This window comes from Colwellia sp. 6M3 (assembly GCF_014077595.1).
In the GTDB taxonomy this organism is placed as follows: domain Bacteria; phylum Pseudomonadota; class Gammaproteobacteria; order Enterobacterales; family Alteromonadaceae; genus Cognaticolwellia.
This window is the reverse complement of sequence record NZ_JACGWF010000070.1, coordinates 1-22,635: the sequence shown is the minus strand read 5'-3', so window position 1 is coordinate 22,635 and position 22,635 is coordinate 1. Positions and strand designations below refer to the sequence as shown.

Genomic DNA, 22,635 nt, shown 5'->3' with positions numbered 1-22,635 from the left:
GTTATCTTTAGTATAAATAGTTACTTGATGGATAGTCGCGATAATCGGACAGTTCATCGAAATTTAGGTATTAAACCGTGTGGTTTGTGGTTGCTTCGATTGTCATGACTTGTAATGTTGATAGATCACTCATCTGCCATTTAATATTAAAGTGATACAGGCTCATACCGTAAATTTTATCGTCAGTTTTATTCTGTTTATAGGCAGGGCGGGGATCTTGCTTTAGCACTTGTTCTATCAGGCTTTGCAGAGATGGATAAAGGGTTATATTGTCAGCTAAAGTTTGCAATGCTGCTTGAGAAAATATGATTGTTATATTATTGCTCGGTTGATTTTGAGCATAACCTCCATGTGCATTTTCAATAATATCGGCATAGGGAACATAAGGCTTAATATCGATAATCGGTGTGCCATCAAGTAAATCTAATTCACTGATATGCAAAATAACCTGTGAAGTTTTTTGACCTACGTTGTTTTGCCCTGCAGAGCATTGCTCAATTCGGTCTAATTTTACCACCGACATACCGATAGGATTAGGCCTAAACGTTGAACGCGTAGCAAATACCCCAAGCTTTTTATTACCACCTAAACGTGGCGGTCGAACGAGAGGTTTCCAGCCTTGCGATTGCGTACCATGAAAAACAAACAACAACCAAATATGGCTAAACTGCTCTAAGCCTCGAACTAACTCGTCGTTATTGGCTAAGCCTGTGAGGCGCAGTTGTCCTTGTGCCGCCGTAACAATACCCGGTTGCCTAGGAATGGCAAATTTCTCTTTATAAGGCGAGTCAATAGTACCAATAACATTGAAGTTAACACTTTCTGTCATTATTTTATTTGTTCAACCTGATAAGCTCGACCGTAACAAACGGTCGATGCTAGACAATATTTTGCGGCTTTATCATCATCTATCATGACACATTGGCTAAAAATAATGGCATTGGCGCCTAGCTTGTAGGCTTTGCCTCTAGCTTCGGTGCGAGCATCAATTTCATTTGGCGCAGCATGGTGCGCTTTTTCTTGGCAAGACTCGCCTTCAACCAAACCTAGAAGTTTATATTTACCGACAAGGTCTTTTTCACTGTCGACAATTTTAACTTTAGTTGGTGAAAAATATTCTTTGAAATTTTCGGCATCTAAGTTTGTCGAAATATCATTTATTTTTGCGCAGCCAGTGACGAATAAGGCTGCAAGAAAGCATATTGCTACATTGCGCTTAGTTGATAAAAATACCACAGTAGAGTTTTTCATTTTTGCCTTTAAATTTATGATTAGTTTGTTTTTAGTACAACTTTAGTTAACGCAGTTTATTGCTTTTTATCAGCTAGGTTACTATTACCCTTTATCCAATAATCGAATAGTTTATCCAGTGTTTTACTCTGTTGTTTCATTGTGATCCAATTACGCATAAATAGTTCAAAACTGTGATCATTTTTATTAATAGGGAAGGCCATAAACAATGGCGCTAATTCAGGTTTTGGCACTACAACGGTGTAACTTGGATTTAGCAATGTCCATGCTGATGAAGCTGCTGCGCCAAACAACATGGCGTCAATATGTGAAAATTCAGGTTTAAAGAATAATCTAGGGGTTGATATTTCCCAAGCTTTGCCATGAGTAAAGGTACGAGCAATGGCTTTTTCATAGTAAAAGCTTTCAGGAATACCTAAAATCAGATCATCTCGTTGTAATATATTGTCCCAGTTGGTGAACTCTTCACGCCTTTTATCTTTTACAATAATTGCCAAGCTTTGTGAGCTATAAGGCATGGTTAGTGTGTATTTGAACATATTGTCAGGAATAACTGGGACACCTGTTGTGATGTCTAAATAGCCCGATGTGAGAAGCGTTTGTGCTTGGTTGCGAAATACTTTAACGAATTCGATGTCAACATTAAGATCTAAAGCTAATTGATTCATGATCTCAATATCAAAACCGACCAATTTACCTTTATTATTGTGAAAAGAGTAAGGTAAATCGTCGCGATAATAACCTACGCGTATAAAACCTCGCTGCTTTATACGGCTTAGCACACCAACATTTGGCTGAAGGTTGGCACTATTATTTTGTGCATTATCAACATGCGTACTTTTTACACTTTCCATTAAAAAGTCACGTTCTATAAATTTAACGTAGCCCTCATACTGGTAGCTGATAGAGCTAAAGGCATACTTTAAACTAATAAAGGAAAGCACAGAAATAGCAGGAATAATAATTAAGTATTTAATCAGCGATTTTTTCTTAAGGGTGAAAGCTTTAGCCATGCTGGTTGCAACAAGAATAGGTAAACAACTGGCAAAAGTAACTGAAAGTAAGGCAGATAAACGACCGACTACTAAGTTTTCTGACACTAGAAAAAAGTCAAACATGCTATGTGAAACGTTAAATATCTCTAACAGATTTTGCATAGCTAAGGTACTAGTACCAAATAATTGCGGAATGCCCATCACAACCAGTTGTACGTAATCTTCAAAGCTTATATAAGCACCAGAGAACCAGGCAGCAAACAAAACAAAAAGCAGAGATAATAGCTTACCACCAACAGGCAAACTGTAACTTATAGGTACGATAACATCTGACACTTTATCAACATTGTCAGTATCTGGGTATTGTGTAGTAATTAGCTGTTTTGTTTTTTCCACAATGATTGGAATGACAACAAAAAAGCTGCCTGTAGCGAAGGCTGTGATCATAGCTTCTCTTGAAGCTTTTATAATTGCACGGTAACCAAATGGTGTAATGGTTGCTAAAAGCGCAGGAAAAACAAGAAAAGTCAGTAAAGCTGTTAATACTAATGCACTAGCGACATAAATCATTAAGCCATCAAGTTGAGAAGCGTCAAGCGTTGCTGCTGCTCGCCAACCGATACAAAACACACCTATGGGGGCAAAGCGCATGACTAGATGACTTATGTTACTAACCGATTGCTTTAAGTTACCCAACACAGCTAATGTCTGACGTTTATTTTTAATGGGTATTAACCCAACACCAATAAAAACACTAAAAAATACTACGGAAGGGATCACCGCATTTGCAAAAGCATTAAAGGGGTTCGACGGTATAAATAATTCAACGATGTTAAATTCTTGGCTGACTTTAACGGTATTAGCGCTATAAAACTCTGCCGTTTGCCAACTGGGAAATGATAACGGTGCCATTAAGATAAAACACAACATTAAGGCGATCAGCAATATAACTAATATTATAGTGCTTTTAAGTGCAGATTTAGCTTTACTGGCAGACAATCCGCCAATACCTACCATCAAAGAAAGTGAAATATAAGGTAGGGCGGTCATTTGCAATAACATAACAAAGGCATCAGCAAGATGATTAACCGTAGAATATAAGGTTACGCTGAAACTGCCGATGATTAACCCCATGGTCATCGCGACAATTATTCGGGTAGATGTTGGGATATTGCTGAACTTAAATTTTGTCATAGTGAATAAAGTAATTATTTTGATGCTTTATTATTTCACATACAATAATAAAGCGAGTTAATAAAAGTAAAGCAAGTTAATGAGTTACGACATGTAATATTAAAAAGGCAAACCCTAATAATGATGAAGGTTTGCCTTAACTTGAGTCTTTAGTACGTTACTTTACATAAATACTTATTTAACACGCATACCTGCTTGTGCGCCATCGTCTGGATTAAGTATCCACAAGTCTTTACCGCCAGGACCTGCGGCTAAAACCATACCTTCTGACATACCAAAGCGCATTTTTCTAGGGGCTAAATTCGCCACCATTACCGTGTGCTTACCAATTAAATCTTCAGGTTGATACGCAGATTTTATTCCGGCAAATACTTGGCGCGTTTCACCATTTTCTTTGTCATCTAACGCTAAAGTTAATCGTAGTAATTTATCTGCTTTTTCTACATGTTCAGCGTTAACAATTCTCACAATGCGCAAATCTATTTTAGCAAAGTCATCAAATTGTATTTCTTCTGAAATAGGATCGGCAGCTAATGGATCGGCCAGTGCTTCTGAGTTATCAATTACTTTTTCAGGCTTAGCTTTCTTTTTTGCTTTAGCTGGCTTTTCGTCATCTGCTTTTACCAATAAATTCTCTTTTGAAGCGTCAGTCATCGCATTGACTTTATCCATATCAACACGTTGCAATAATGCTTTAAATTTATTGATTTTATGATCGGTTAGTAAGGTTTTGTGACCTTCCCATACTAATTCGTCATTTAAAAATTCAGCGGTGCTGTCAGCTAAAACGGGTAGTACCGGTTTTAAGTAAATCATTAAGGTACGGAACATATTGATACCCAATGAACAGATATCTTGTACTTCTTGTTGTTTGGTTTCGTCTTTAACTAACTGCCATGGTTCTTTAATCGCGATGTATTCATTTACTTTATCAGCAAGTGCCATTATTTCGCGCATACCGCGACCGAAATCACGTGCTTCGTAATGTGCAGCAATGCTATCGCCTGCAGCCATCACTTCATCCGCTAGGGCTTGGTTGTCAACATTTGTTGATAACATGCCATCAAAGCGTTTAGTGATAAAACTTGCACAACGAGAAGCGATATTAACCACTTTACCGACTAAATCAGAATTAACACGCTGTACGAAATCTTCAAGATTTAAATCTAAATCATCAATTTTGTGGGTTAATTTAGTGGCGTAGTAGTAACGTAAATATTCTGGGTTTAAATGTGCTAAATAGGTACTTGCTTTCACAAATGTCCCTTTAGATTTAGACATTTTTTCACCGTTCACGGTAACAAAGCCATGAGCGAAAACAGCCGTAGGTTTGCGGAAACCAGCGCCTTCTAACATGGCTGGCCAAAATAGGCTGTGAAAGTTAATTATGTCCTTACCGATAAAGTGATATAACTCAGCGTCTGAATTTTTATTCCAGAAGCTGTCAAAATCGATACTTGAGTCTCTATCACATAGGTTTTTAAAACTGCCCATGTAGCCAATCGGCGCATCTAGCCAAACATAGAAAAATTTACCTGGCGCATTCGGTATTTCAAAACCAAAATAAGGTGCGTCACGGCTAATATCCCACTGTTTTAAACCTTGTTCGAACCATTCAGTAAGTTTATTCGCAACTTCTTCTTGCAATGTGCCACTGCGTATCCAGTCTGCTAACATAGATTCAAAAGCAGGTAAGTCAAAGAAGTAATGCTCAGAATCTTTTAATACGGGTGTAGCACCTGAAATTGCTGAACGTGGATTAAGTACTTCTGTTGGTGAATAAGTTGCACCACAGTTGTCACAGCTATCACCATTTTCGTCTTCACTTTTACACTTCGGACAAGTACCTTTTACAAATCGGTCAGCTAAGAACATGCCTTTTTCAGGGTCATATAACTGAGAAATAGTGCGGGTTTTAATATGACCTTTCGCATACAAACTGTTGTAAATTCTTTCAGAGTACTCTTTGTTCTCATCGCTATGCGTTGTGTGGTAATTATCAAAGCTAATGTGAAAGTCACTAAACTCTTTAATACGCTCTTCACGCACACCTTTGATCATTTCTTCTGGTGTTATGCCAAGCTCTTGTGCTTTAAGCATGATAGGTGTGCCGTGGGCATCGTCAGCACAAACAAAATAAGTTTCATGACCACGCATACGTTGGAAACGAACCCAAATATCAGTTTGAATATGCTCTAATAAATGGCCTAAATGAATAGAACCGTTGGCATAAGGAAGGGCACAAGTAACTAAAATTTTACGCTTATCTGCAGATTGCACAGAAGACTTTGATAAAGACATATAAAGTTTACATATTATTGGTGGTAATTATGTAGGGAATGGTACAGAATTTGTTGTTACTTTTCATTAAGAATTATCGTCTTTATGTCAATAAAGCCGAGATAAAAGCGCGTTTAAATCATGTTATCAAATTTCTTTTCTAAAAATGAAGTCAGTGCCGATAGTCAAAAAGCAATTAATGCTTTTTTAGATGCTTATCGCTCCGATATATTCCCTCAAGGGATACAAGTTATTGCACAATCGTTAACGATGCGCATGGCAAAAAAAATAATACAGATAAAAATGGTACTTCCGTTTCCCTGTGACGGGCATTTGCATGATATTGCTGAGCAGTTATCAGAAGTAATGCAACAGCCAGTAAATTTTGAAGTTGAATATAATATAAAAGCCGTAAGGCAGCATAATATTAAGGGCATAAAAAATATTATTGCAGTGGCTTCAGGTAAAGGTGGCGTAGGTAAATCTACTACAGCAGTTAATCTAGCCTACGGCTTAATTGCCGAAGGTTGTAATGTTGGCATACTAGATGCTGATATTTATGGCCCGTCAGTACCTACTATGCTGGGTTTAAAAGGTGCAAAACCAAGCTCCAATGATGGCAAATTGATCACGCCACTTGAAGCAAATGGTTTAAGTGCCATGTCGATTGGCTTTTTAGTTGATGATGCTGATGCAACCGTTTGGCGTGGACCTATGGCAAGTCGAGCATTTTCACAATTACTCAATGAAACTGACTGGCCAGAATTAGATTACTTAATTATTGATATGCCACCAGGTACGGGCGACATTCAGTTAACTTTAGCTCAGCAAGTCCCCGTTGCTGGCGCAGTAGTGATCACCACACCACAAGATATTGCCTTAATCGATGCCATTAAAGGCATGGCTATGTTTGAGCAAGTTAAACTGCCAGTACTGGGTATTATTGAAAATATGAGTTATCACCAGTGTGAAAATTGTGGACATCATTCACATTTGTTTGGCGAAGGCGGTGGTACACGAATCGCTAAAGACGCAAATACCCAATTACTTGGACAATTACCCTTGGATATTCGTATTCGAGAAGATGCAGATAGCGGAAGTTTAGCAATTAATGAAAATAGCACTGGAGAAGTTGCGCTGCTGTATCGTACTATAGCGCGTAATGTAGCAGCACAATTATATTACCAGCTAGATATGCGCAGCCCTACAACGGCTGAATTGGTGCTTAAATAACTAAAATAGTTTAGTGCCATTATAAAGTTAAGGCGAAAAACACCCTAAAGTTTTTGGTCAATACAGTGACAATTATTACAGCCATGAGTTTAAGTGCAATAACAACTGAGCCTAAGAAGAATAATCATGAGATTAAGTGACATAGATATAGAAGAATGCCTTCGCAAAGGGCAGATAGCAATTTCACCCGAGCCTGACAGCAGTATGATATCAGGGGTAAGTGTTGATATTCGCTTAGGTAATGAGTTTCGTGTATTTCAAGATCATACCGCACCTTATATCGACTTAAGCGGCCCTAAAGTCGAAATGCAAAAAGCCATGAACTCTGTCATGAGTGATGAAATTTATATACCTGACGGTGAAGCTTTTTTTCTTCACCCAGGTGAATTAGCACTAGCGGTAACGTATGAGTCAGTTACCTTACCTGATAATATCGTGGGTTGGTTAGATGGTCGTTCTTCGTTAGCGCGTTTAGGTTTAATGGTGCACGTTACCGCACATAGAATTGACCCTGGTTGGTCAGGTCAAATAGTTTTAGAGTTTTATAATAGCGGCAAATTACCATTGGCATTACGTCCAAAAATGAAAATTGCTGCGCTAAACTTTGAAACTATGTCGTCAAGTGCAGCACGTCCTTACAATAAGCGTGAAGACGCTAAGTATAAAGGCCAAATGGGCGCAGTTGCGAGTCGCATAAGCCAAGATGAAAATCACGATTAGCAAATAAAAGTGATATTAACAAAAAGCCAACGATATAATCGTTGGCTTTTTGGTTTTTAGTTCATGCTAAAGTAAAACTTAGTCAGCATGAACGGCCGCTGATTGGGCTATTTTAATGTGGTTACTCGCTTTTGAAATGCAAATATTTAAAGCGGCAATTAATTTATCACGACTGTGGTAATGCTTAACGGTATCACTGTGTAATTCATGATGACAAATATCGATACGCGAAGAAGTAACGTTTGAGTCATGGCAAATTGCGCTATCAATTGGCAAGCATCCTACGTTTTCTTCAATCCAAGCTAACTTTTCATCCAACGTTAATGCAGCCGCGGGGCTATCTTCAGCCACTATATTATCAATAAACACACGATGAGCGTTAGTTTGGTTCAACGCATTGCTAATATCACGCACAAGCAAAGGAGGAACAACACTTGTTAAGAAGCTACCAGGACCTAAAATAATTAAATCGGCTTTTAAAATGGCCTCTACGCAACTTGGTAATGTTTTGACCAAAGGCGCTAACATTAAGCTTTTTGGCATCATCGACATTTTATCAACAGATATCTCACCAACACGGCACAGGCCTTCAGGGTAAAAAGCCATTAAATCGGTTGGCGTTTCAGACATAGGTAATACTGGCGTTTTAACTCGTAATAAGCGACGAACAAGTTTTATTGAATCAAGCGGGCGAGAATGTATTTCTCCGAGTCCGTATAAAATCAAATTACCAAGGTTATGACCACCAAGCTCATCTTCGCCATCGAAGCGAAAGTCGAATAGTTGACTACCGACTGATTTATCATCAACTAGCTGTGTAAGGCAATTTCGTAAGTCACCCCAAGCAATTGAACTACTTCGTTTTCTTAAACGCCCCGTAGAACCACCATTATCTGTTGTGGTAACAATACCAGTAAGTTGGTTGCCTAAAAAGGAGAGGGTAGAAAGTACACGTCCTAGACCGTGACCACCACCAATGGCAACAACATTGAGCTCTTTTAGCTGCATATAACTATTAATTTTTTCAATTGAATCTCAACCATACCGTTTTATTATTAATAAATAAAGTAACTGTCTACAGTTTATGGTGACGTAAGCGGATTAAACAACAATAACTACATAATCTTAGACTAAGGTATAGGCAATAATGAAACGGTAATTTTAATCCGTATTATTCCTGATTGTTTTAACTGTGATTGACCATACGTTTTTAACTGAACATTTACGGTAATAAGATAAAATTTAAACAACTTGTACTATAAGTAATCAGTTAACTAAAATCTTTCAAAAAAATGGCCTAATATCTAAAATAAGGGTTGACAGTATCTTGGTCGCTGCTTAGAATGCGCCTCGCTTTCAACGAGTAACTCGATTATTTGTTGGGAGAGGATTAAGGTAAGTATTAGGCCACTTATTTTATTTCTATGTGGGGCTATAGCTCAGCTGGGAGAGCGCTTCGCTGGCAGTGAAGAGGTCTGCGGTTCGATCCCGCATAGCTCCACCAATATTATTCACTCGTGTTGATATCATGAGTGAAAGATAGTTAAAAAGATAATAGCAACTGGATAAACCAAGCTAATTTAGCACGGTAAATCGGGTAGCTAAAACAACACTTTATAGTGATGTTTATCGTTTTAGTGTCCCTATCGTCTAGAGGCCTAGGACACCGCCCTTTCACGGCGGTAACAGGGGTTCGAATCCCCTTAGGGATGCCACTTCTTCGGAAGCTTCTTCGGAAGTAAAATGAAAATGAGTTCGTGTTTTATGACACAAACAAGAAATATATAATGTAAATCATAAGTTCACTAGGCTAGAGCTTTTTACGATTTTATTATGCTAAGTATTTTGAGTTTATAATGTGTCCCTATCGTCTAGAGGCCTAGGACACCGCCCTTTCACGGCGGTAACAGGGGTTCGAATCCCCTTAGGGATGCCACTCGTTTTTTAGTTAGATAAGTTTATTGGTAAGTGTTTTTTGACACATACTATAGAATATACAATGTTATTATAAGTTCACTAGGCTAGAGCTTTTTACAATAACAATGTGTTCAGTTTTCTATTGGTATTAATGTGTCCCTATCGTCTAGAGGCCTAGGACACCGCCCTTTCACGGCGGTAACAGGGGTTCGAATCCCCTTAGGGATGCCACCATTAACTTAGATTGATAAATGTTATTTATAATATTTAGCAATTAGATACAAAACATGAAGTAGTTAATTAACTATATTCATATTGTTTTAGTGTCCCTATCGTCTAGAGGCCTAGGACACCGCCCTTTCACGGCGGTAACAGGGGTTCGAATCCCCTTAGGGATGCCACTTATTATTTTACTTTTAGTAATTTAAGCAGTGCTTAAAAGTGAAATAAAAAAACCGACTTATGTCGGTTTTTTTATGCCTAAAATTTATTGAACATTGAACTTACAGATGCTGGGACTAAGATTTAAGTGCTAAGTGCTAAGTGCTAAGTACATGAAGAGTTTTATGAGGAAGGTTAATCGTTGATCTTGTCATTGTTTATGGTTAATAAATCATCGTTATTTAATCAACTTGGTTTAAGTTAAGTTAAGTTAAGTTAAGTTAAGTGAACACTTACTCGACTCGTTATTAAAACAAGCTGTAAATTACTACATATGTCTGCTTACTCGCGCTTTCTTCCTTGTCCAAAATAAGAATATTATTCACAAGGGAAGTTGAAGAAAATGGCAGGGAATAACCAATGTAATTGAGATTAACCGCAAGCAGTTATACTGCCCAATTATATGTATTCCCCGCAATTACCGCAGATATTGAATGTTTATACCTTCTTCAATAAGCTCATGCTTTCTTCAGCAAAACCCACACCGGCTTCGTTATAGAAGTTAAACACTTTATCTACACCGAAGCTTTCTAACGTTACATGTTCATCATCATAACGAGCAATAGCGGCTATTTTACCTTGGTAATTAGTACGCCTTATTTGTCTCGTTATATTTTTCATGTCGAGTACTGACGGCAAGGCTAATAGCGTGAGTTCGATTTTGCTAAGATCTATACTTTCCCAAAAGTCAGCATCTTCAGCATCACCAAAGTAGGTTTGAATACCTTGTTCATTTAACCATTCTACTTTGGCTTTATCAGTGTCTAAACCCCAAACTTGTTCTCCCACCTGAGCATTCAATGCATTATAAGCACCGATACCAACACGACCCATACCAATTACAACAATAGGCGCATCACAAGGCTGAACAAAACTGTCTTCTGTTAAACGATTTTGACTTTCAAAACGTTTAAATTTTTCTTTATGATTTGCAAAGTAGTCATGGGCAAAGTTATAAAGCACATTCGTGATGATAAATGATAGGGCAACCGCTAATGATAATATGACCAACCACTCAGAAGATAGCCATCCTTCTTTCGTGCTTAATGCAGCAATAATTAACCCAAACTCACTAAAGTTACTTAAGGCTAAGGCGGATAAAAATGCGGTTCTTCCACGAAGTTTAAGCTTAACTAAGATAAAGAAAAACAACATGAACTTAAGCGGCAGTAACAAAGTAAGTACTGAGGCTATAACTAGCATCTCTAAAGTGGGTAGGGCGGTAAAGCCAATGGATAAGAAAAATCCAATCAAAAATAAGTCTTTAAAGCTCAATAAAGATTTTGTTATTTCACTCGCTTTGCTATGAGAGGCTAAGTACATACCAGCTAAAAGTGCACCTAAATCACCTTTAATATGCACTAGTTCGAATAACTCGTATGCGCCAAAGGCAATAAAAAACCCCATTAATGGAATTAACTCACCGTGACCTGCTTTATTAATAGCTTTACTAATCATAGGCTTTAAAGGAATAAAAAGTAACAGTAAGCCAGCCCAAGGGGTAGGTACTTTACCGGTAGCTATGACTAAAAATATAACGGCGATAACGTCTTGCATAACCAATATGCCAATGGCTAGTTTACCATGGCGTGTTCTCATTTCGCCGTGCTCTTCCATCAACTTTACAACACAAACTGTACTACTAAAACTTAGCGCAAATACGATTAATGCTGATGTGGTGATGCTTAAATCACTGACAAATGGAATAGTAATTAATGCGATGCCTTTGAAGATAACAAGGCCAAAAAGTAACCATATAACACTGTGGCTTAAGCTACCCAACCAAACTTCAGCTTTGAGTAAATCTTTTACATTCAGTTTTAACCCAATGGTAAAAAGCATCAAGGTGATACCAATGTCAGCCAAAACATGGATCATGCTATCTGCTTCGTAACCGAGAAATAGTAAAATGAACCCTGCGGCCAAATAACCAATTGACGGCGGTAAAGCCACCAATTTTGTTAATAACCCACAAATAAAGGCAAAACCAATCCAAATAAATTCCATGGTTAATTACGGCTCCGTAGTCATTAAGTTGTTAAGTTGTAACTCAACATAGTCTGCGATAATGGGTTGAGCCTCTGCGTTTGGATGAATTCCGTCAGCTTGCATAAGCGATTTGTCGGTGGCAACAGCTTCCATGAAAAAAGGTAACAAAGTTATATTGCTTTTTTTTGCTACATCTTCAAAAACTTGCTCGAACATTTTATTGTATCTTGGGCCGTAATTAGGCGTGATTTTAATCTTGATCATTGAGACTTTTATATTTTTATCTTGTGCAATTTTAACCATTTGTAACAAATTATTTTTTATTAGCTTGGGCGAATAGCCTCTTAAACCATCGTTTCCGCCCAGTTCAATCAGTAAATGGTCAACTTTTGTATTCGATAAAATGCCTGCTAGCCGAGATAATCCGCCACTCGTCGTTTCACCACTAACACTGGCATTTATTATTGTGTAAGGTTGGCTTTGCTCATTAAGTTTGTTATTGAGTAAATGTACCCAGCCTTGTGTGGGTTTCATCCCATAACTAGCGCTGATACTATCACCTAAGAGTAAAATATTGCTGACTGGTGTGATACTAATGCTGTTATCAACCGTATTGGTCTGTTTGTCTTGTGCAGTCACGTTCGTTGTAGTGATAAAAAATAAGCTAATAAATAATATATAAAGTGGATAATTTTTCATGCATGTAAATTCCGAGAGTATTCTAAGCGTTAAAGACCTAACTAAATCAGTACAAGTTGAAGATAAAACCTTAGTTTTGCTTCAACCGCTCAATTTAACCGTAGCGGCGGGCGAATCAATTGCCATTGTTGGCTCATCTGGTTCAGGTAAAACGACATTATTATCAATTTTAGCTGGGTTAGATTTACCAAGTACCGGACAAGTGTATCTTAAAAACCAGCCATTACACCAGTTTAATGAAGAACAGCGTAGCCAAGTGAGAGCGCAACATGTTGGCTTTATTTTTCAACAGTTTTTATTAATTAATAGTTTAACGGCATTGGAAAATGTCATGTTACCTGCTGAACTGGCTAACATGCCTGATGCCCAAGCACGGGGTGAAGCTTTACTTGCACAAGTAGGCTTGGCAGACAGGCTTGATCATTACCCATCTCAGCTTTCTGGTGGTGAACAACAGCGCGTTGCCATTGCTCGCGCTTTTATTGCTAAGCCTGATATTTTATTTGCGGATGAACCTACGGGCAATCTTGACAGTAAAACAGGGCAACATATTACTGATTTAATCTTTGATCTCAACGCTAAAGAAGGTACGACATTAGTACTGGTAACTCATGATGCTAAGTTAGCAGCAAGATGTCAGCGACAAGTTGAAATGGACAGTGGTGTTTTAACTGAACCAACATTTGAAGCTTCAGACAAAAGCCAAACGATCAGCAACAATATAAATGAAATCGAGATTGAAACGAAAATTTCAGTTTCGCAAGAAGGTTAGTCATGAGTAGTGATAAATCTACAGCCTCAACCATGTGGTTCTCTCAATCGTTACGCTTGTTGCATCATGAGCTACGCCGTGGTGAGTTAACGATTATATTTCTCGCTATTGTGCTTGCCGTTGCTACTGTATTTTCACTCACCGGTTTTTCTGGCCAAATTAAACACGCCATTGTCTCAAATAGTACCAACACCATAGGCGCCGATCGTGTTCTGCGTATGTCGTCAGAAGTTGATCTGAGTATTATAGAGAAAAGCCAATCACTTGCCTTAAAATCTGCTCGAAAAATTGAAACTGAGTCAATGGCATTTGCTGGCGACAATATGTTACTGAGCGAGCTTGATGCGGTATCTGATAGTTATCCATTACGCGGCGAATTACGTATTAAAACTTCGCTAACACAAACTGAAAGTAAGATTGTAAATGCTCCTGAACCCGGTAGCGTTTGGGTTGAGCCAAGTGTATTAAGTCGTTTGGATGTAAACATTGGCGACGTCATTGAAATAGGTGTTGCGCCACTGATCATTGCCGGTATCGTTACTGACATACCCGATCGTTCATATCGTGCATTTATTGCAGGTCCAACGGTAATCTTAAATATTGCCGACATGCCAAAAACTGAGTTAATTCAGCCAGGAAGTCGTATAACATATAAATATTTATTTGCGGGTGAAACCGATGCTATTGAAACATTTGAAGCATGGATAAAGCCACAAATTAATGAATCTCAACGTTGGTATGACGCTAAGGCGGCACAAAATCGTTTATCAAGAATACTAGACACCGCAGAGAAGTTTCTTTCACTGGCAAGCATGTTAGGCATTGTATTAGCCGCGGTCGCTGTTGCGGTGGCTAGTCGTCGTTATGGACAGCGCCATCAGTCAACCGTTTCAATTTTTAAAGCCTTGGGTGCGTCAATTTCTCATGTCAGAAAGCTCTATTGTTTGCACTGGACCTTACTCAGTTGTTTAAGTATCGCAACAGGTTTATTGGTTGGCTATGGTTTGATGTTGCTTGGCGTTAATGCCATTGCTAGCTATTTATCGTTAGCAGATTCACCGGTAACCTTTGAACCCTTTTTAACCGCGATATTTACCGGATTATTGTGTGCTATTGCGTTTGCTATTCATCCGATTATGAGCCTAGTAAAAAGCTCTCCATTAAATGTTATTCGTGGTTTTAGCCAAGACAAAGTTGCACGTTTTGGCTGGCATCAGTTACCACCTTTATTAGCCTTATTTATATTACTGTTTATTTTCAGCCAAGATATAGTGATGAGTGCTGCCTTGTTATTAGGCGGTGTTGTTGTCTCGTTCATTCTATTGTTATTTGGCCGTGGATTAATGAGTGCAGGGCGCAGTGTTGGCACTAAAGCTGGAAAGTCTTGGCATTTAGCATTAGCAAACTTAAAGCGTCGAGCCAGCGAAAATAGTGTACAGCTAGTCAGTTTTACTATCGCTATAAAGCTGTTGTTATTGATAACGGTAATGAAAAGCTCAATATTATCAGAATGGGAACAGCAATTTCCTGAAGATACGCCGAATCATTATTTAATCAATATTACGCAAAATCAAATAGATCCTTTAAAAGCCTTTGTTGAAGATAACAATATCGCTAACCAAGGGTTCTACCACGTTTACCGCGGACGTTTGTCAGCGATTAACGGTATAAAAACTGTTGATGAAGATAAAGAAGAAAGACAAGCGCTAAATAATGAAAAAGCGGTTAGCGATAAGAAACAAAAATCTGATAAACCGAAGCAGCAAGAAAGTAGACAAGGCATGGGGCGTGAGCTTGGTTTAACTTGGCGCGATGAAATACCCGAGGAAAATGACATTATTTCGGGTCAATGGTGGCAAGTAGGTGATGAAAAGCCCCAAGTCTCCGTTGAAAGTAATATAGCCGAACGCTTAGAAATTAACTTAGGTGATGAATTAACCTTTACCCTAGGCTCTGATGAATTTACGGTGCCAGTAACCAGTATTCGTAAGGTAAATTGGCAAAGCCGTCAGTTAAATTTCATCATGGTGTTTAATGAAAGTGTGCTCGAGAATTTTCCAACAACATCAATTTCTGCTTGGTCAATTTTAGATAAAGACCGTGATCTTGTGTATCGCTTTTTGGCAAACTTTCCAACGATTACTGTGATGGATTTTGCCGCTATTATGGCGCAACTCAATAGTATTATTGAGCAAGTCACTGTCGCTATCCAACTGATATTAATTCTAGTCGTTTTGGCCGGTAGCTTAGTGTTAATTGCACAAGTGCAAGCCAGTATGGAAGAACGTGAACGCGAACTAGCAATATTAAGAACCCTTGGCGCTAAAGGCAGTTTATTGCGTAATAGTGTTTTGTATGAATTTGTCGCATTAGGCGCAATTGCAGGTTTAATGGCAAGTATTGGTATGGAAATAGCGGTTTATATTTTGCAAAGCCAAGTATTTAACATGACGGGTAGTTTTCATTTTCAATACTGGTTAGTGGGTATTGGCGCTGGCGCTTTTTTTGTTGGTACTATTGGTATGCTTAGTTGTTGGCGCTTGCTTAAATTATCGAGCGTTACGTTAATTCGACGCACGATGTAATTTTTCACTTTATAAAACTATATTGCCTTTAATACTAGCGAGTTCGGTATAAAATCGCGTATAGTTTTAAGTACTTATAGTTATGGGTTAAAAAAATGGGTTTACAAGGAAAGTCTGAAGGCGCAGTGAAATTTTTACTGGTTACTGCTGCGTTGTTTGTGGTGCTTGCGGGGGTAAAAACGGCGGCGACTTTATTAGTGCCATTTTTATTATCGGCATTTATCGCTATTATTTGTAACCCTCTCGTGGTCATGGCTGCGCGTTATAAAATACCCAAACCGGTAGCGGTTATTTTTGTCATAGGCATTTTTGTCTCTATTGCGCTTTCACTTGCCGGTCTTGTCGGTAATTCATTAAACGAGTTATCACAACTTATTCCGGTATATCGTGAGCAACTGCAAGAGCAGTTTATTTGGCTTACGCAACAGCTAAACAATTACAACATTATAATATCGTCAGAGTTATTAATTGAATACTTCGACCCAGCTGCCGCCATGGGATTAGCTGCAAAAATGCTCAGTGGTTTGGGCGGTGTTATGGCGAATTTGTTTTTGATTATTATCACGGTAATTTTTATGTTGTTTGAGGCATCATCAATACCACATAAATTACATTTAGCACTTGATGATCCACAAGCCCGTTTAAAACAAATCGATCAGTTTTTGGCGTCAGTAAATAACTACTTAGCGATTAAAACTTTAGTGAGTATTGCCACCGGTGTAACCGTTTCAATTATGTTATGGGCATTTGGTTTAGACTTTTTCTTACTGTGGGGCGTGTTAGCATTTTTACTTAACTACATTCCAAATATTGGTTCAATTATCGCAGCCGTACCAGCGATGTCGTTGGCTGTATTACAACTAGGGCCAGCGGCTGCAGGTTTTATCGGTTTAGGTTACTTAACCATAAATACCGTTATGGGCAACGTGGTTGAGCCGCGATATTTAGGCCGAGGACTTGGCTTATCTACTTTGGTTGTGTTTATTTCTTTAATTTTTTGGGGTTGGTTACTGGGCACCGTTGGTATGTTGTTATCAGTTCCTTTAACCATGATCATAAAAATAGCGTTAGAAAACTCTTCAGAAGGGAGTTGGTTTGCGGTATTACTATCCAGTGAAAGTGCAGATTAGCCCGGACTAATGAAGAAAATGCATGATAGCCGGCGATAGTTAAACATTAAAAAAGGGAATTAAATTCCCTTTTTTTGACGATAAAATATAGCAATAAAAGCTGACTCTATATTATGTAATTACTGTTTTTAAATAAACCTCGTTAGTCGCCTATTATTACTGAGCAGTAAAAGTGAATTACAATAATCTAGTATTGTGCTTAACCAATAAGTCCAGATAATGGTGTAACAAGCAATTTAAGTTGTATGCAAAAACAGTAGCCTATTCAGTGTTGAGTTTAAGCCGCTTATTTGGAGAATGTAATGAAGTTTGAAAACGTTATAAACCTTATGTCGAATCAGATCACTGACCCAACTTACATACAGCAATGTAAAGCAACGCTTGAGCGCGATGGTGCCATTGTTATTAATAATTTTATTACTGACCAAGCATTAGAGCAAATTAGGCTTGAAGGTGCTGCTAAGAAACATCTGGCTTTTTTTACTAATCAACAGCATAACATTTATATTAGTGATACTGACCCAAGTTACTCTGAAGATCATATTAGAAATAAGCGAGTAATATCGAGTAAAGGTTGCATTACTGATGATCAAATATCTGAAGAGTCTGTACTTAGAACGCTATATGACAGTGACACTTTTCGCTCATTTTTAAAAGAAGTCTTAAACGAACAAGCGCTTTATGCTTATGATGATGATTGCTCTTCAATTAATCTTCATTATGCTAGCGAAGGCCAAGAGCTAGGTTGGCATTTTGATAACTCTTCTTTTGCGACTACCTTAATGATACAAAAACCTGAGGCGGGTGGGGAATTCCAGTATGTGAGGGATGTTAGAGATGCAGACAAAGGTGAAATGAACTTTTCTGAGGCCGAGAAAGTGCTTGCCGGCGAGATTAAACCCGATATGCTAGCAATTGAACCAGGCGCCTTAGTATTATTTAGAGGCCGCAATGCTATTCACCGAGTCACACCAACCATAGGTGATATTACCCGAATGATGGTCGTGCTTGCTTATAACAATAAACCTGGTGTTGCATTGTCTGCATCAGCACGTAAAACCTTTTACGGTAAATAATAATTAAAATGTCACTTGGCCGTTAGCTAAAGGTATTACTATGGAAAAAATTAAGCGTCAAAGCCCTAATTATATGGGTTCAGAGATTAAAGTTGTTATCTCGATATTATCAATAGCTACGGCATATATGATTTATGAATCAATGCATTCAGGCTCTGCTATGGTTAATGCTGTACTGGTCTCTATTTTGTTGATGTTAAGCTTAAGTTTACTCAGGTTAAATGTTGTGGTGTCGCTGTTGCTGTCTGCAATTTTTGCTGGGGTTGTAGGTGGTCTTAATATCACCGAAACCATAGAAGCTTTTAACACAGGTATTGGCTCCGGGGGGAGAACCGCATTAAGTTATGCTTTACTTGGGGCTTTTGCTGCCACTATATCTAAGTCAGGTTTACCGGCGATGTTTGCCAGTAAAATTTCTAAAAAGCTTAATGGCGTTTCCACTGAAAACCAAACCCGAAAAATTAAATATTTGGTGTTAAGTTTTTTAATGTTAGCCGCATTCTCATCACAAAATATTATCCCAATTCATATTGCTTTTATTCCTATTATTGTACCTCCATTGTTGTTTATGATGACTAAAATGGGCATTGACCGCAGATTGATCGCTTGTATTTTAACTTTTGGTTTAGTTAGCCCTTATATGTTTTTCCCCGTTGGTTTTGGTGCTATTTTTTTGAATGATATTTTACTGGCCAATATTCAACAAAGCGGCATGCAAACTGACGGAATTAATGCCGCTGTAGCTATGTTGATACCTGCATCTGGGATGTTAGTGGGTTTACTGATTGCGGTTTTTTATAGTTATCGTAACAAACGTGAATATGACCTTGAAAAGTTGGAAAAAGTTGAGGGCATTGAAGAGGGGCATGAAACACCTTATTGCGGCAGAACAGTTGCCATAGCTGTATTCGCTATTGTCTTAGCCTTTACTATTCAAATTCTGACACATTCGATGATTTATGGTGGTGTGGCAGGTTTTCTAGTGTTCTTACTGTCAGGTTCATTAAAGTGGCAAGATTCAGACGATGTTTTTACTCAAGGCATGCGTATGATGGCAATGATTGGCTTTATTATGATAGCTGCGGGTGGTTTTGCAGAGGTATTGCGCTCAACAGGCGATATTAACTCATTGGTTGCCGCATCGGCTGATATTATGGGTGACAGTAAAGCAATAGCTGCTATTTTAATGTTATTGGTCGGGCTTTTTATCACCATTGGTATTGGTTCTTCATTCTCTACCATCCCAATTATCGCTGCTATTTATGTTCCGCTTGCTTTGCAATTAAACTTTTCACCTTTGGCTATTGTTGCCTTGGTTGGTACCGCGGCAGCCCTTGGTGATGCAGGTTCACCAGCCTCTGACTCAACATTAGGACCAACAGCAGGTTTAAATATAGACGGACAACATGACCATATTTGGGATAGCGTAGTGCCTACGTTTATTCACTATAACTTACCGTTAATAGCTTTTGGTTGGATAGCGGCGATGGTTTTATAAGAAATAATGATTTGAACAGAGTTTTAAATTTATTTTAAGCTTTTTTTAACGTTATTTTTCTCCCTGCTAGAATAAAAAAATAATTCACAGGGAGAAGATAAGCAGGGCTTTAAATGTGAGGCGCTATAAAGCAACTTGAAGAGTTTTGGCTTAAGTTAAGTTAAGTTAAGTTAACTTGGCTTTTGACCAATCTTAAAATAACCAGTTGATAAAAACTGCACCGCTTCATTTCGTTTTTTGCCAATTAAAATAGCACCATCATCCATAAACAAAAAGTTTTTCCAACAGCGTTGAAATACTGCCCATGTGGTTTCAATAACATTGTCTCGCGAGCTGCAATAATACACCACAGTATTATTATCCCACTTTAGATGCGTTAAAATTATCTCAGGTAATAAACTCTCTTCACTTTCCCAAACCGTTTCCCATTTACCATTATCCAACCACGATGAAGCATTTTCAGGCCAATCACCTTTTTTGAAAAAGTCAGGATGATCAACTTGTTTACTAATAGCTCCATCCCAAAGTACTTTGGCACGATTACTGACCATAGGCTTTATTTTGCTTTTGTCGCTATCGCTAATTGGTAGGCTAGCATGCTTAAAAATCCAAGCATTTTTTAATTCTTCAATTGAGGTGTAATTCATAAAGGTTATATTGATGGCTTTAGTTTTAGTATAACAAGGGCAGCTAGTATCTCATTAATTCGGTTGAAATTGCAGGTTATAAAGTGAAAAAGGCAGATAAAATATCTGCCTTTATAAATTTTATAGCACTATATCTGTACAAATTAGCAGCTGTTTATTAACGTTTTAGATGTATCTGTAAATACATCTATATTTATAACAGGTGTTTATTTAAAAATGTATCAATCGCCGTTAAGGCTTTTATTCTTGATTCATTTTTCAATAAATAATGACCTTCACCTTTCAACTCTATTAATTTTACATCTTTATCTGCATCTTCTAAGGCGTCATAAAAGTCATCAGATTGTTCAAAATCAACCACTTTGTCTCGTTGACCATGAATCAGAAGAATTGGAATTTGGACGTTATCAACATAATTTATTGGTGAAATATTTTTAATAAAATCAGCATCTTTACCATTTTTATTGATCACTTCTTGCCAGTAACTGTATGTCTCACTGTGTTTGCCATGTTCACGTTTTTCAAAGTCTAACATTGTTTCTACATCACTGATGCCGTTGATTGAAATAGCACATTGATATAAGTCAGGCGTAAAGGTTGCGCCGGCTAAGGCGGCATATCCACCGTAGCTCCAGCCAAAAATACATACGCGTTTGGGATCAATGATATTTGCTTTACTAAGCGTTGTTACGGCATCTGTTATATCGTTTTGAATCTTTTTACCCCACTCGCCTCGACCTTTGGCTAAATGATCAATACCAAATCCTTTTGAGCCTCTAAACTGAGGTTGAATAACTAAAACACCTCGGCTAGCTAAGTATTGCGCAAGCCAATCAAATTGTATTCTGTCATAAGATTCAGGACCACCATGTGGCATAACAACCGCGGGTAGTTTTTGCTTAGCTTTGCCTTTGGGGTAGGTTAACAATGTTGGAATGTTTAAACCGTCACGGGCTTTATAACTATACTCAGAAACAGGATTCACGATGTCAGCGGAAACTTGCGGGCGACTTGCTGCTAAAAAACTGAAGCTATTATTAGCAAACATTATGTACTCACCTGCTTGCTCACCACCTTCTAATTTAAAAATCATTTTTGACCAATTTGGTGTGTGGTCAACCAAGCTAAAGCTACTTTCAGGCATAGCTGATTGAATAACTCTAAAATTTTGAGTTAATTGCTCATCAAAAAAAGCATAGCTTGGTTTAAAGCCTGAATATCTAACACCATAAACAACACGCTGAATATCTGTTAGCACTTGTTCTACATCTGCGTCGTCTCGGTTAAAAATAGGCTCAGATATTGTTCCATCTTTTAAAGACATGGTGAAATATTGTCGACGCCCGTTTTCGCCAGTTGTGGTCATTACCAGCGATTTTTTATCAGGCGTTAAGCCCGAAAATGAACGATAGCGATAAGCTGTGGTTTCAGAAAAAATGTCGACCCAATCGCCATCTATATAGCTTTGCACTCTATGGGTGTTATTTTTGTCATTAAACCTTTCTCGGGCAATTGGCTTACCGTTTTCATCAACAAAAAAATCTACCGCGTCGTGTGTACCAATAAATATTTGTTTAGGTTTCTTCTTCTTTTCAAGGTTGACCTTCATTAAAGTATAAACATTATACCCAGTATCACTACTATAATAAGCAGGCATATAAGCGGTTTCTTTATCTGGCGATAAACCTACAATGCTGCCAAGACTCGTTTGACCTTTATAAATACCATAGCCTGGGATCAACAGTTGTCTAACTTCTTTTGTTTTAAGGTTGTAAATAAAGGCGCTACTTATATTATGCATGCCTTTATACCCTTGAAGTTTCTTGTATTCTGACGCTCTTAATATCACTCTGAAGTTATCGATAAAGTAAGCTGACTTTGCATCAATACCACTTAATGCTGTGCCACCTAAGGTTTTTCCGGTCGCAATTTCTTTAACGAGTAACACTTCACGGTCATTTTGAAATGTTCGATAAGCTATTCTCGAACCGTCAGGAGAAAGCGTCATTAAGCTTATTTCAGGATTGTTGGCGTAGATATCAAGTGTAGGTAAATTATTTTTTGCGTTAGAAAATGTACATATACTAAAGCTGAAAACGATAATAATAATCTTTCTAAGCATCAACAAAAGTCCTTTAAATAGAGTTATAAATATATTACATAAGTACAATTAATAAGCAATATTTAAGTGAATTAATACGTTAGAGC

General features: G+C 38.0%; 16 protein-coding genes and 5 tRNA genes. 12 read left to right on the top strand and 9 right to left on the bottom strand.

All coding sequences use genetic code 11. The annotated features are described in order from the left end of the window. Window positions 1-70: 70 nt before the first annotated feature. The 4 genes from tsaA to metG all read right to left on the bottom strand — a co-directional run bounded on the left by tsaA (window position 71) and on the right by metG (window position 5,741). Window positions 71-829, bottom strand: a complete 759-nt coding sequence (tsaA, locus tag H4J50_RS14050; protein WP_182257078.1) for a tRNA (N6-threonylcarbamoyladenosine(37)-N6)-methyltransferase TrmO — start codon at window positions 827-829, stop codon at window positions 71-73. After that, window positions 829-1,251, bottom strand: coding sequence for an Rcs stress response system protein RcsF (gene rcsF, locus H4J50_RS14045; RefSeq protein WP_182257077.1), 423 nt, complete (start codon window positions 1,249-1,251; stop codon window positions 829-831). The genes tsaA and rcsF overlap by 1 nt, the downstream gene beginning before the upstream one ends. Before the next feature lie 56 nt (window positions 1,252-1,307). Beyond that, entirely contained in the window at window positions 1,308-3,440 is a 2,133-nt protein-coding gene (locus H4J50_RS14040; protein WP_182257076.1) for a cation:dicarboxylate symporter family transporter, read from the bottom strand. 174 nt (window positions 3,441-3,614) lie between these two features. Continuing rightward, entirely contained in the window at window positions 3,615-5,741 is a 2,127-nt protein-coding gene (gene metG / locus H4J50_RS14035; protein WP_182257075.1) for a methionine--tRNA ligase, read from the bottom strand. Between the two features lie 120 nt (window positions 5,742-5,861). Between metG and apbC the strand changes: the two genes are divergently transcribed. After that, window positions 5,862-6,953: an iron-sulfur cluster carrier protein ApbC gene (apbC, locus tag H4J50_RS14030; protein WP_108455501.1), complete on the top strand. Its 1,092-nt coding sequence runs from the start codon at window positions 5,862-5,864 to the stop codon at window positions 6,951-6,953. Window positions 6,954-7,079: 126 nt separating this feature from the next. Continuing rightward, on the top strand, window positions 7,080-7,673 hold the full coding sequence (dcd, locus tag H4J50_RS14025; RefSeq protein ID WP_182257074.1) for a dCTP deaminase: 594 nt from the start codon (window positions 7,080-7,082) through the stop codon (window positions 7,671-7,673). Between the two features lie 78 nt (window positions 7,674-7,751). Here dcd and yvcK read toward each other — a convergent pair whose 3' ends face one another. Further along, complete coding sequence (gene yvcK / locus H4J50_RS14020) at window positions 7,752-8,681, bottom strand: uridine diphosphate-N-acetylglucosamine-binding protein YvcK (RefSeq protein ID WP_182257073.1); 930 nt, start codon at window positions 8,679-8,681, stop codon at window positions 7,752-7,754. A gap of 420 nt (window positions 8,682-9,101) precedes the next feature. Between yvcK and H4J50_RS14015 the strand changes: the two genes are divergently transcribed. The 5 genes from H4J50_RS14015 to H4J50_RS13995 all read left to right on the top strand — a co-directional run bounded on the left by H4J50_RS14015 (window position 9,102) and on the right by H4J50_RS13995 (window position 9,991). After that, window positions 9,102-9,177: transfer RNA gene (locus tag H4J50_RS14015), tRNA-Ala, on the top strand. Between the two features lie 135 nt (window positions 9,178-9,312). Further along, window positions 9,313-9,388: transfer RNA gene (locus tag H4J50_RS14010), tRNA-Glu, on the top strand. A gap of 145 nt (window positions 9,389-9,533) precedes the next feature. Then, window positions 9,534-9,609: transfer RNA gene (locus tag H4J50_RS14005), tRNA-Glu, on the top strand. Window positions 9,610-9,745: 136 nt separating this feature from the next. Next, a tRNA-Glu gene (locus tag H4J50_RS14000) sits at window positions 9,746-9,821 on the top strand. Window positions 9,822-9,915: 94 nt separating this feature from the next. Continuing rightward, window positions 9,916-9,991, top strand: a tRNA-Glu gene (locus H4J50_RS13995). A gap of 478 nt (window positions 9,992-10,469) precedes the next feature. On the opposite strand, the gene H4J50_RS13990 is transcribed toward H4J50_RS13995, so the two are convergent. Together H4J50_RS13990 and H4J50_RS13985 are read right to left on the bottom strand one after the other, a co-directional pair. After that, a complete protein-coding gene (locus tag H4J50_RS13990; protein ID WP_108455503.1) occupies window positions 10,470-12,038 on the bottom strand; it encodes a cation:proton antiporter family protein in 1,569 nt (522 codons plus the stop codon). A 6-nt stretch (window positions 12,039-12,044) separates the two neighbouring features. Beyond that, window positions 12,045-12,719 (bottom strand): arylesterase, encoded by a 675-nt coding sequence (locus tag H4J50_RS13985; RefSeq protein WP_182257072.1) that lies wholly within the window; start codon window positions 12,717-12,719, stop codon window positions 12,045-12,047. Here H4J50_RS13985 and H4J50_RS13980 point away from each other — a divergent pair. From H4J50_RS13980 to H4J50_RS13960, 5 genes are all read left to right on the top strand, one after another. Then, window positions 12,718-13,491: an ABC transporter ATP-binding protein gene (locus tag H4J50_RS13980; protein ID WP_182257071.1), complete on the top strand. Its 774-nt coding sequence runs from the start codon at window positions 12,718-12,720 to the stop codon at window positions 13,489-13,491. The two genes, H4J50_RS13985 and H4J50_RS13980, sit on opposite strands and share 2 nt — an antisense overlap. Before the next feature lie 2 nt (window positions 13,492-13,493). Continuing rightward, window positions 13,494-16,076: an ABC transporter permease gene (locus tag H4J50_RS13975; RefSeq protein ID WP_259366254.1), complete on the top strand. Its 2,583-nt coding sequence runs from the start codon at window positions 13,494-13,496 to the stop codon at window positions 16,074-16,076. A gap of 95 nt (window positions 16,077-16,171) precedes the next feature. Beyond that, window positions 16,172-17,206 carry an AI-2E family transporter gene (locus H4J50_RS13970; RefSeq protein WP_108455506.1) on the top strand — a complete coding sequence of 345 codons (1,035 nt, stop codon included), beginning with the start codon at window positions 16,172-16,174 and terminating at the stop codon, window positions 17,204-17,206. Window positions 17,207-17,508: 302 nt separating this feature from the next. Then, entirely contained in the window at window positions 17,509-18,282 is a 774-nt protein-coding gene (locus H4J50_RS13965; protein ID WP_182257070.1) for a 2OG-Fe(II) oxygenase, read from the top strand. Window positions 18,283-18,442: 160 nt separating this feature from the next. After that, entirely contained in the window at window positions 18,443-19,780 is a 1,338-nt protein-coding gene (locus H4J50_RS13960; RefSeq protein ID WP_182257079.1) for a Na+/H+ antiporter family protein, read from the top strand. Window positions 19,781-19,950: 170 nt separating this feature from the next. On the opposite strand, the gene H4J50_RS13955 is transcribed toward H4J50_RS13960, so the two are convergent. Both H4J50_RS13955 and H4J50_RS13950 read right to left on the bottom strand, forming a co-directional pair. Further along, window positions 19,951-20,427: a DUF2947 family protein gene (locus tag H4J50_RS13955; protein WP_182257069.1), complete on the bottom strand. Its 477-nt coding sequence runs from the start codon at window positions 20,425-20,427 to the stop codon at window positions 19,951-19,953. A 193-nt stretch (window positions 20,428-20,620) separates the two neighbouring features. Next, a complete protein-coding gene (locus H4J50_RS13950) occupies window positions 20,621-22,549 on the bottom strand; it encodes a prolyl oligopeptidase family serine peptidase (RefSeq protein WP_182257068.1) in 1,929 nt (642 codons plus the stop codon). Between the last annotated feature and the right edge of the window lie 86 nt (window positions 22,550-22,635).

What these genes read in the sequence shown, in the direction of transcription:
- tsaA (WP_182257078.1), bottom strand. Translation starts at nt 829, where the DNA reads ATGACAGAAAGTGTTAACTTCAATGTTATTGGTACTATTGACTCGCCT.
- rcsF (WP_182257077.1), bottom strand. Translation starts at nt 1,251, where the DNA reads ATGAAAAACTCTACTGTGGTATTTTTATCAACTAAGCGCAATGTAGCA.
- H4J50_RS14040 (WP_182257076.1), bottom strand. Translation starts at nt 3,440, where the DNA reads ATGACAAAATTTAAGTTCAGCAATATCCCAACATCTACCCGAATAATT.
- metG (WP_182257075.1), bottom strand. Translation starts at nt 5,741, where the DNA reads ATGTCTTTATCAAAGTCTTCTGTGCAATCTGCAGATAAGCGTAAAATT.
- apbC (WP_108455501.1), top strand. Translation starts at nt 5,862, where the DNA reads ATGTTATCAAATTTCTTTTCTAAAAATGAAGTCAGTGCCGATAGTCAA.
- dcd (WP_182257074.1), top strand. Translation starts at nt 7,080, where the DNA reads ATGAGATTAAGTGACATAGATATAGAAGAATGCCTTCGCAAAGGGCAG.
- yvcK (WP_182257073.1), bottom strand. Translation starts at nt 8,681, where the DNA reads ATGCAGCTAAAAGAGCTCAATGTTGTTGCCATTGGTGGTGGTCACGGT.
- H4J50_RS13990 (WP_108455503.1), bottom strand. Translation starts at nt 12,038, where the DNA reads ATGGAATTTATTTGGATTGGTTTTGCCTTTATTTGTGGGTTATTAACA.
- H4J50_RS13980 (WP_182257071.1), top strand. Translation starts at nt 12,718, where the DNA reads ATGCATGTAAATTCCGAGAGTATTCTAAGCGTTAAAGACCTAACTAAA.
- H4J50_RS13985 (WP_182257072.1), bottom strand. Translation starts at nt 12,719, where the DNA reads ATGAAAAATTATCCACTTTATATATTATTTATTAGCTTATTTTTTATC.
- H4J50_RS13975 (WP_259366254.1), top strand. Translation starts at nt 13,494, where the DNA reads ATGAGTAGTGATAAATCTACAGCCTCAACCATGTGGTTCTCTCAATCG.
- H4J50_RS13970 (WP_108455506.1), top strand. Translation starts at nt 16,172, where the DNA reads ATGGGTTTACAAGGAAAGTCTGAAGGCGCAGTGAAATTTTTACTGGTT.
- H4J50_RS13965 (WP_182257070.1), top strand. Translation starts at nt 17,509, where the DNA reads ATGAAGTTTGAAAACGTTATAAACCTTATGTCGAATCAGATCACTGAC.
- H4J50_RS13960 (WP_182257079.1), top strand. Translation starts at nt 18,443, where the DNA reads ATGGTTAATGCTGTACTGGTCTCTATTTTGTTGATGTTAAGCTTAAGT.
- H4J50_RS13955 (WP_182257069.1), bottom strand. Translation starts at nt 20,427, where the DNA reads ATGAATTACACCTCAATTGAAGAATTAAAAAATGCTTGGATTTTTAAG.
- H4J50_RS13950 (WP_182257068.1), bottom strand. Translation starts at nt 22,549, where the DNA reads ATGCTTAGAAAGATTATTATTATCGTTTTCAGCTTTAGTATATGTACA.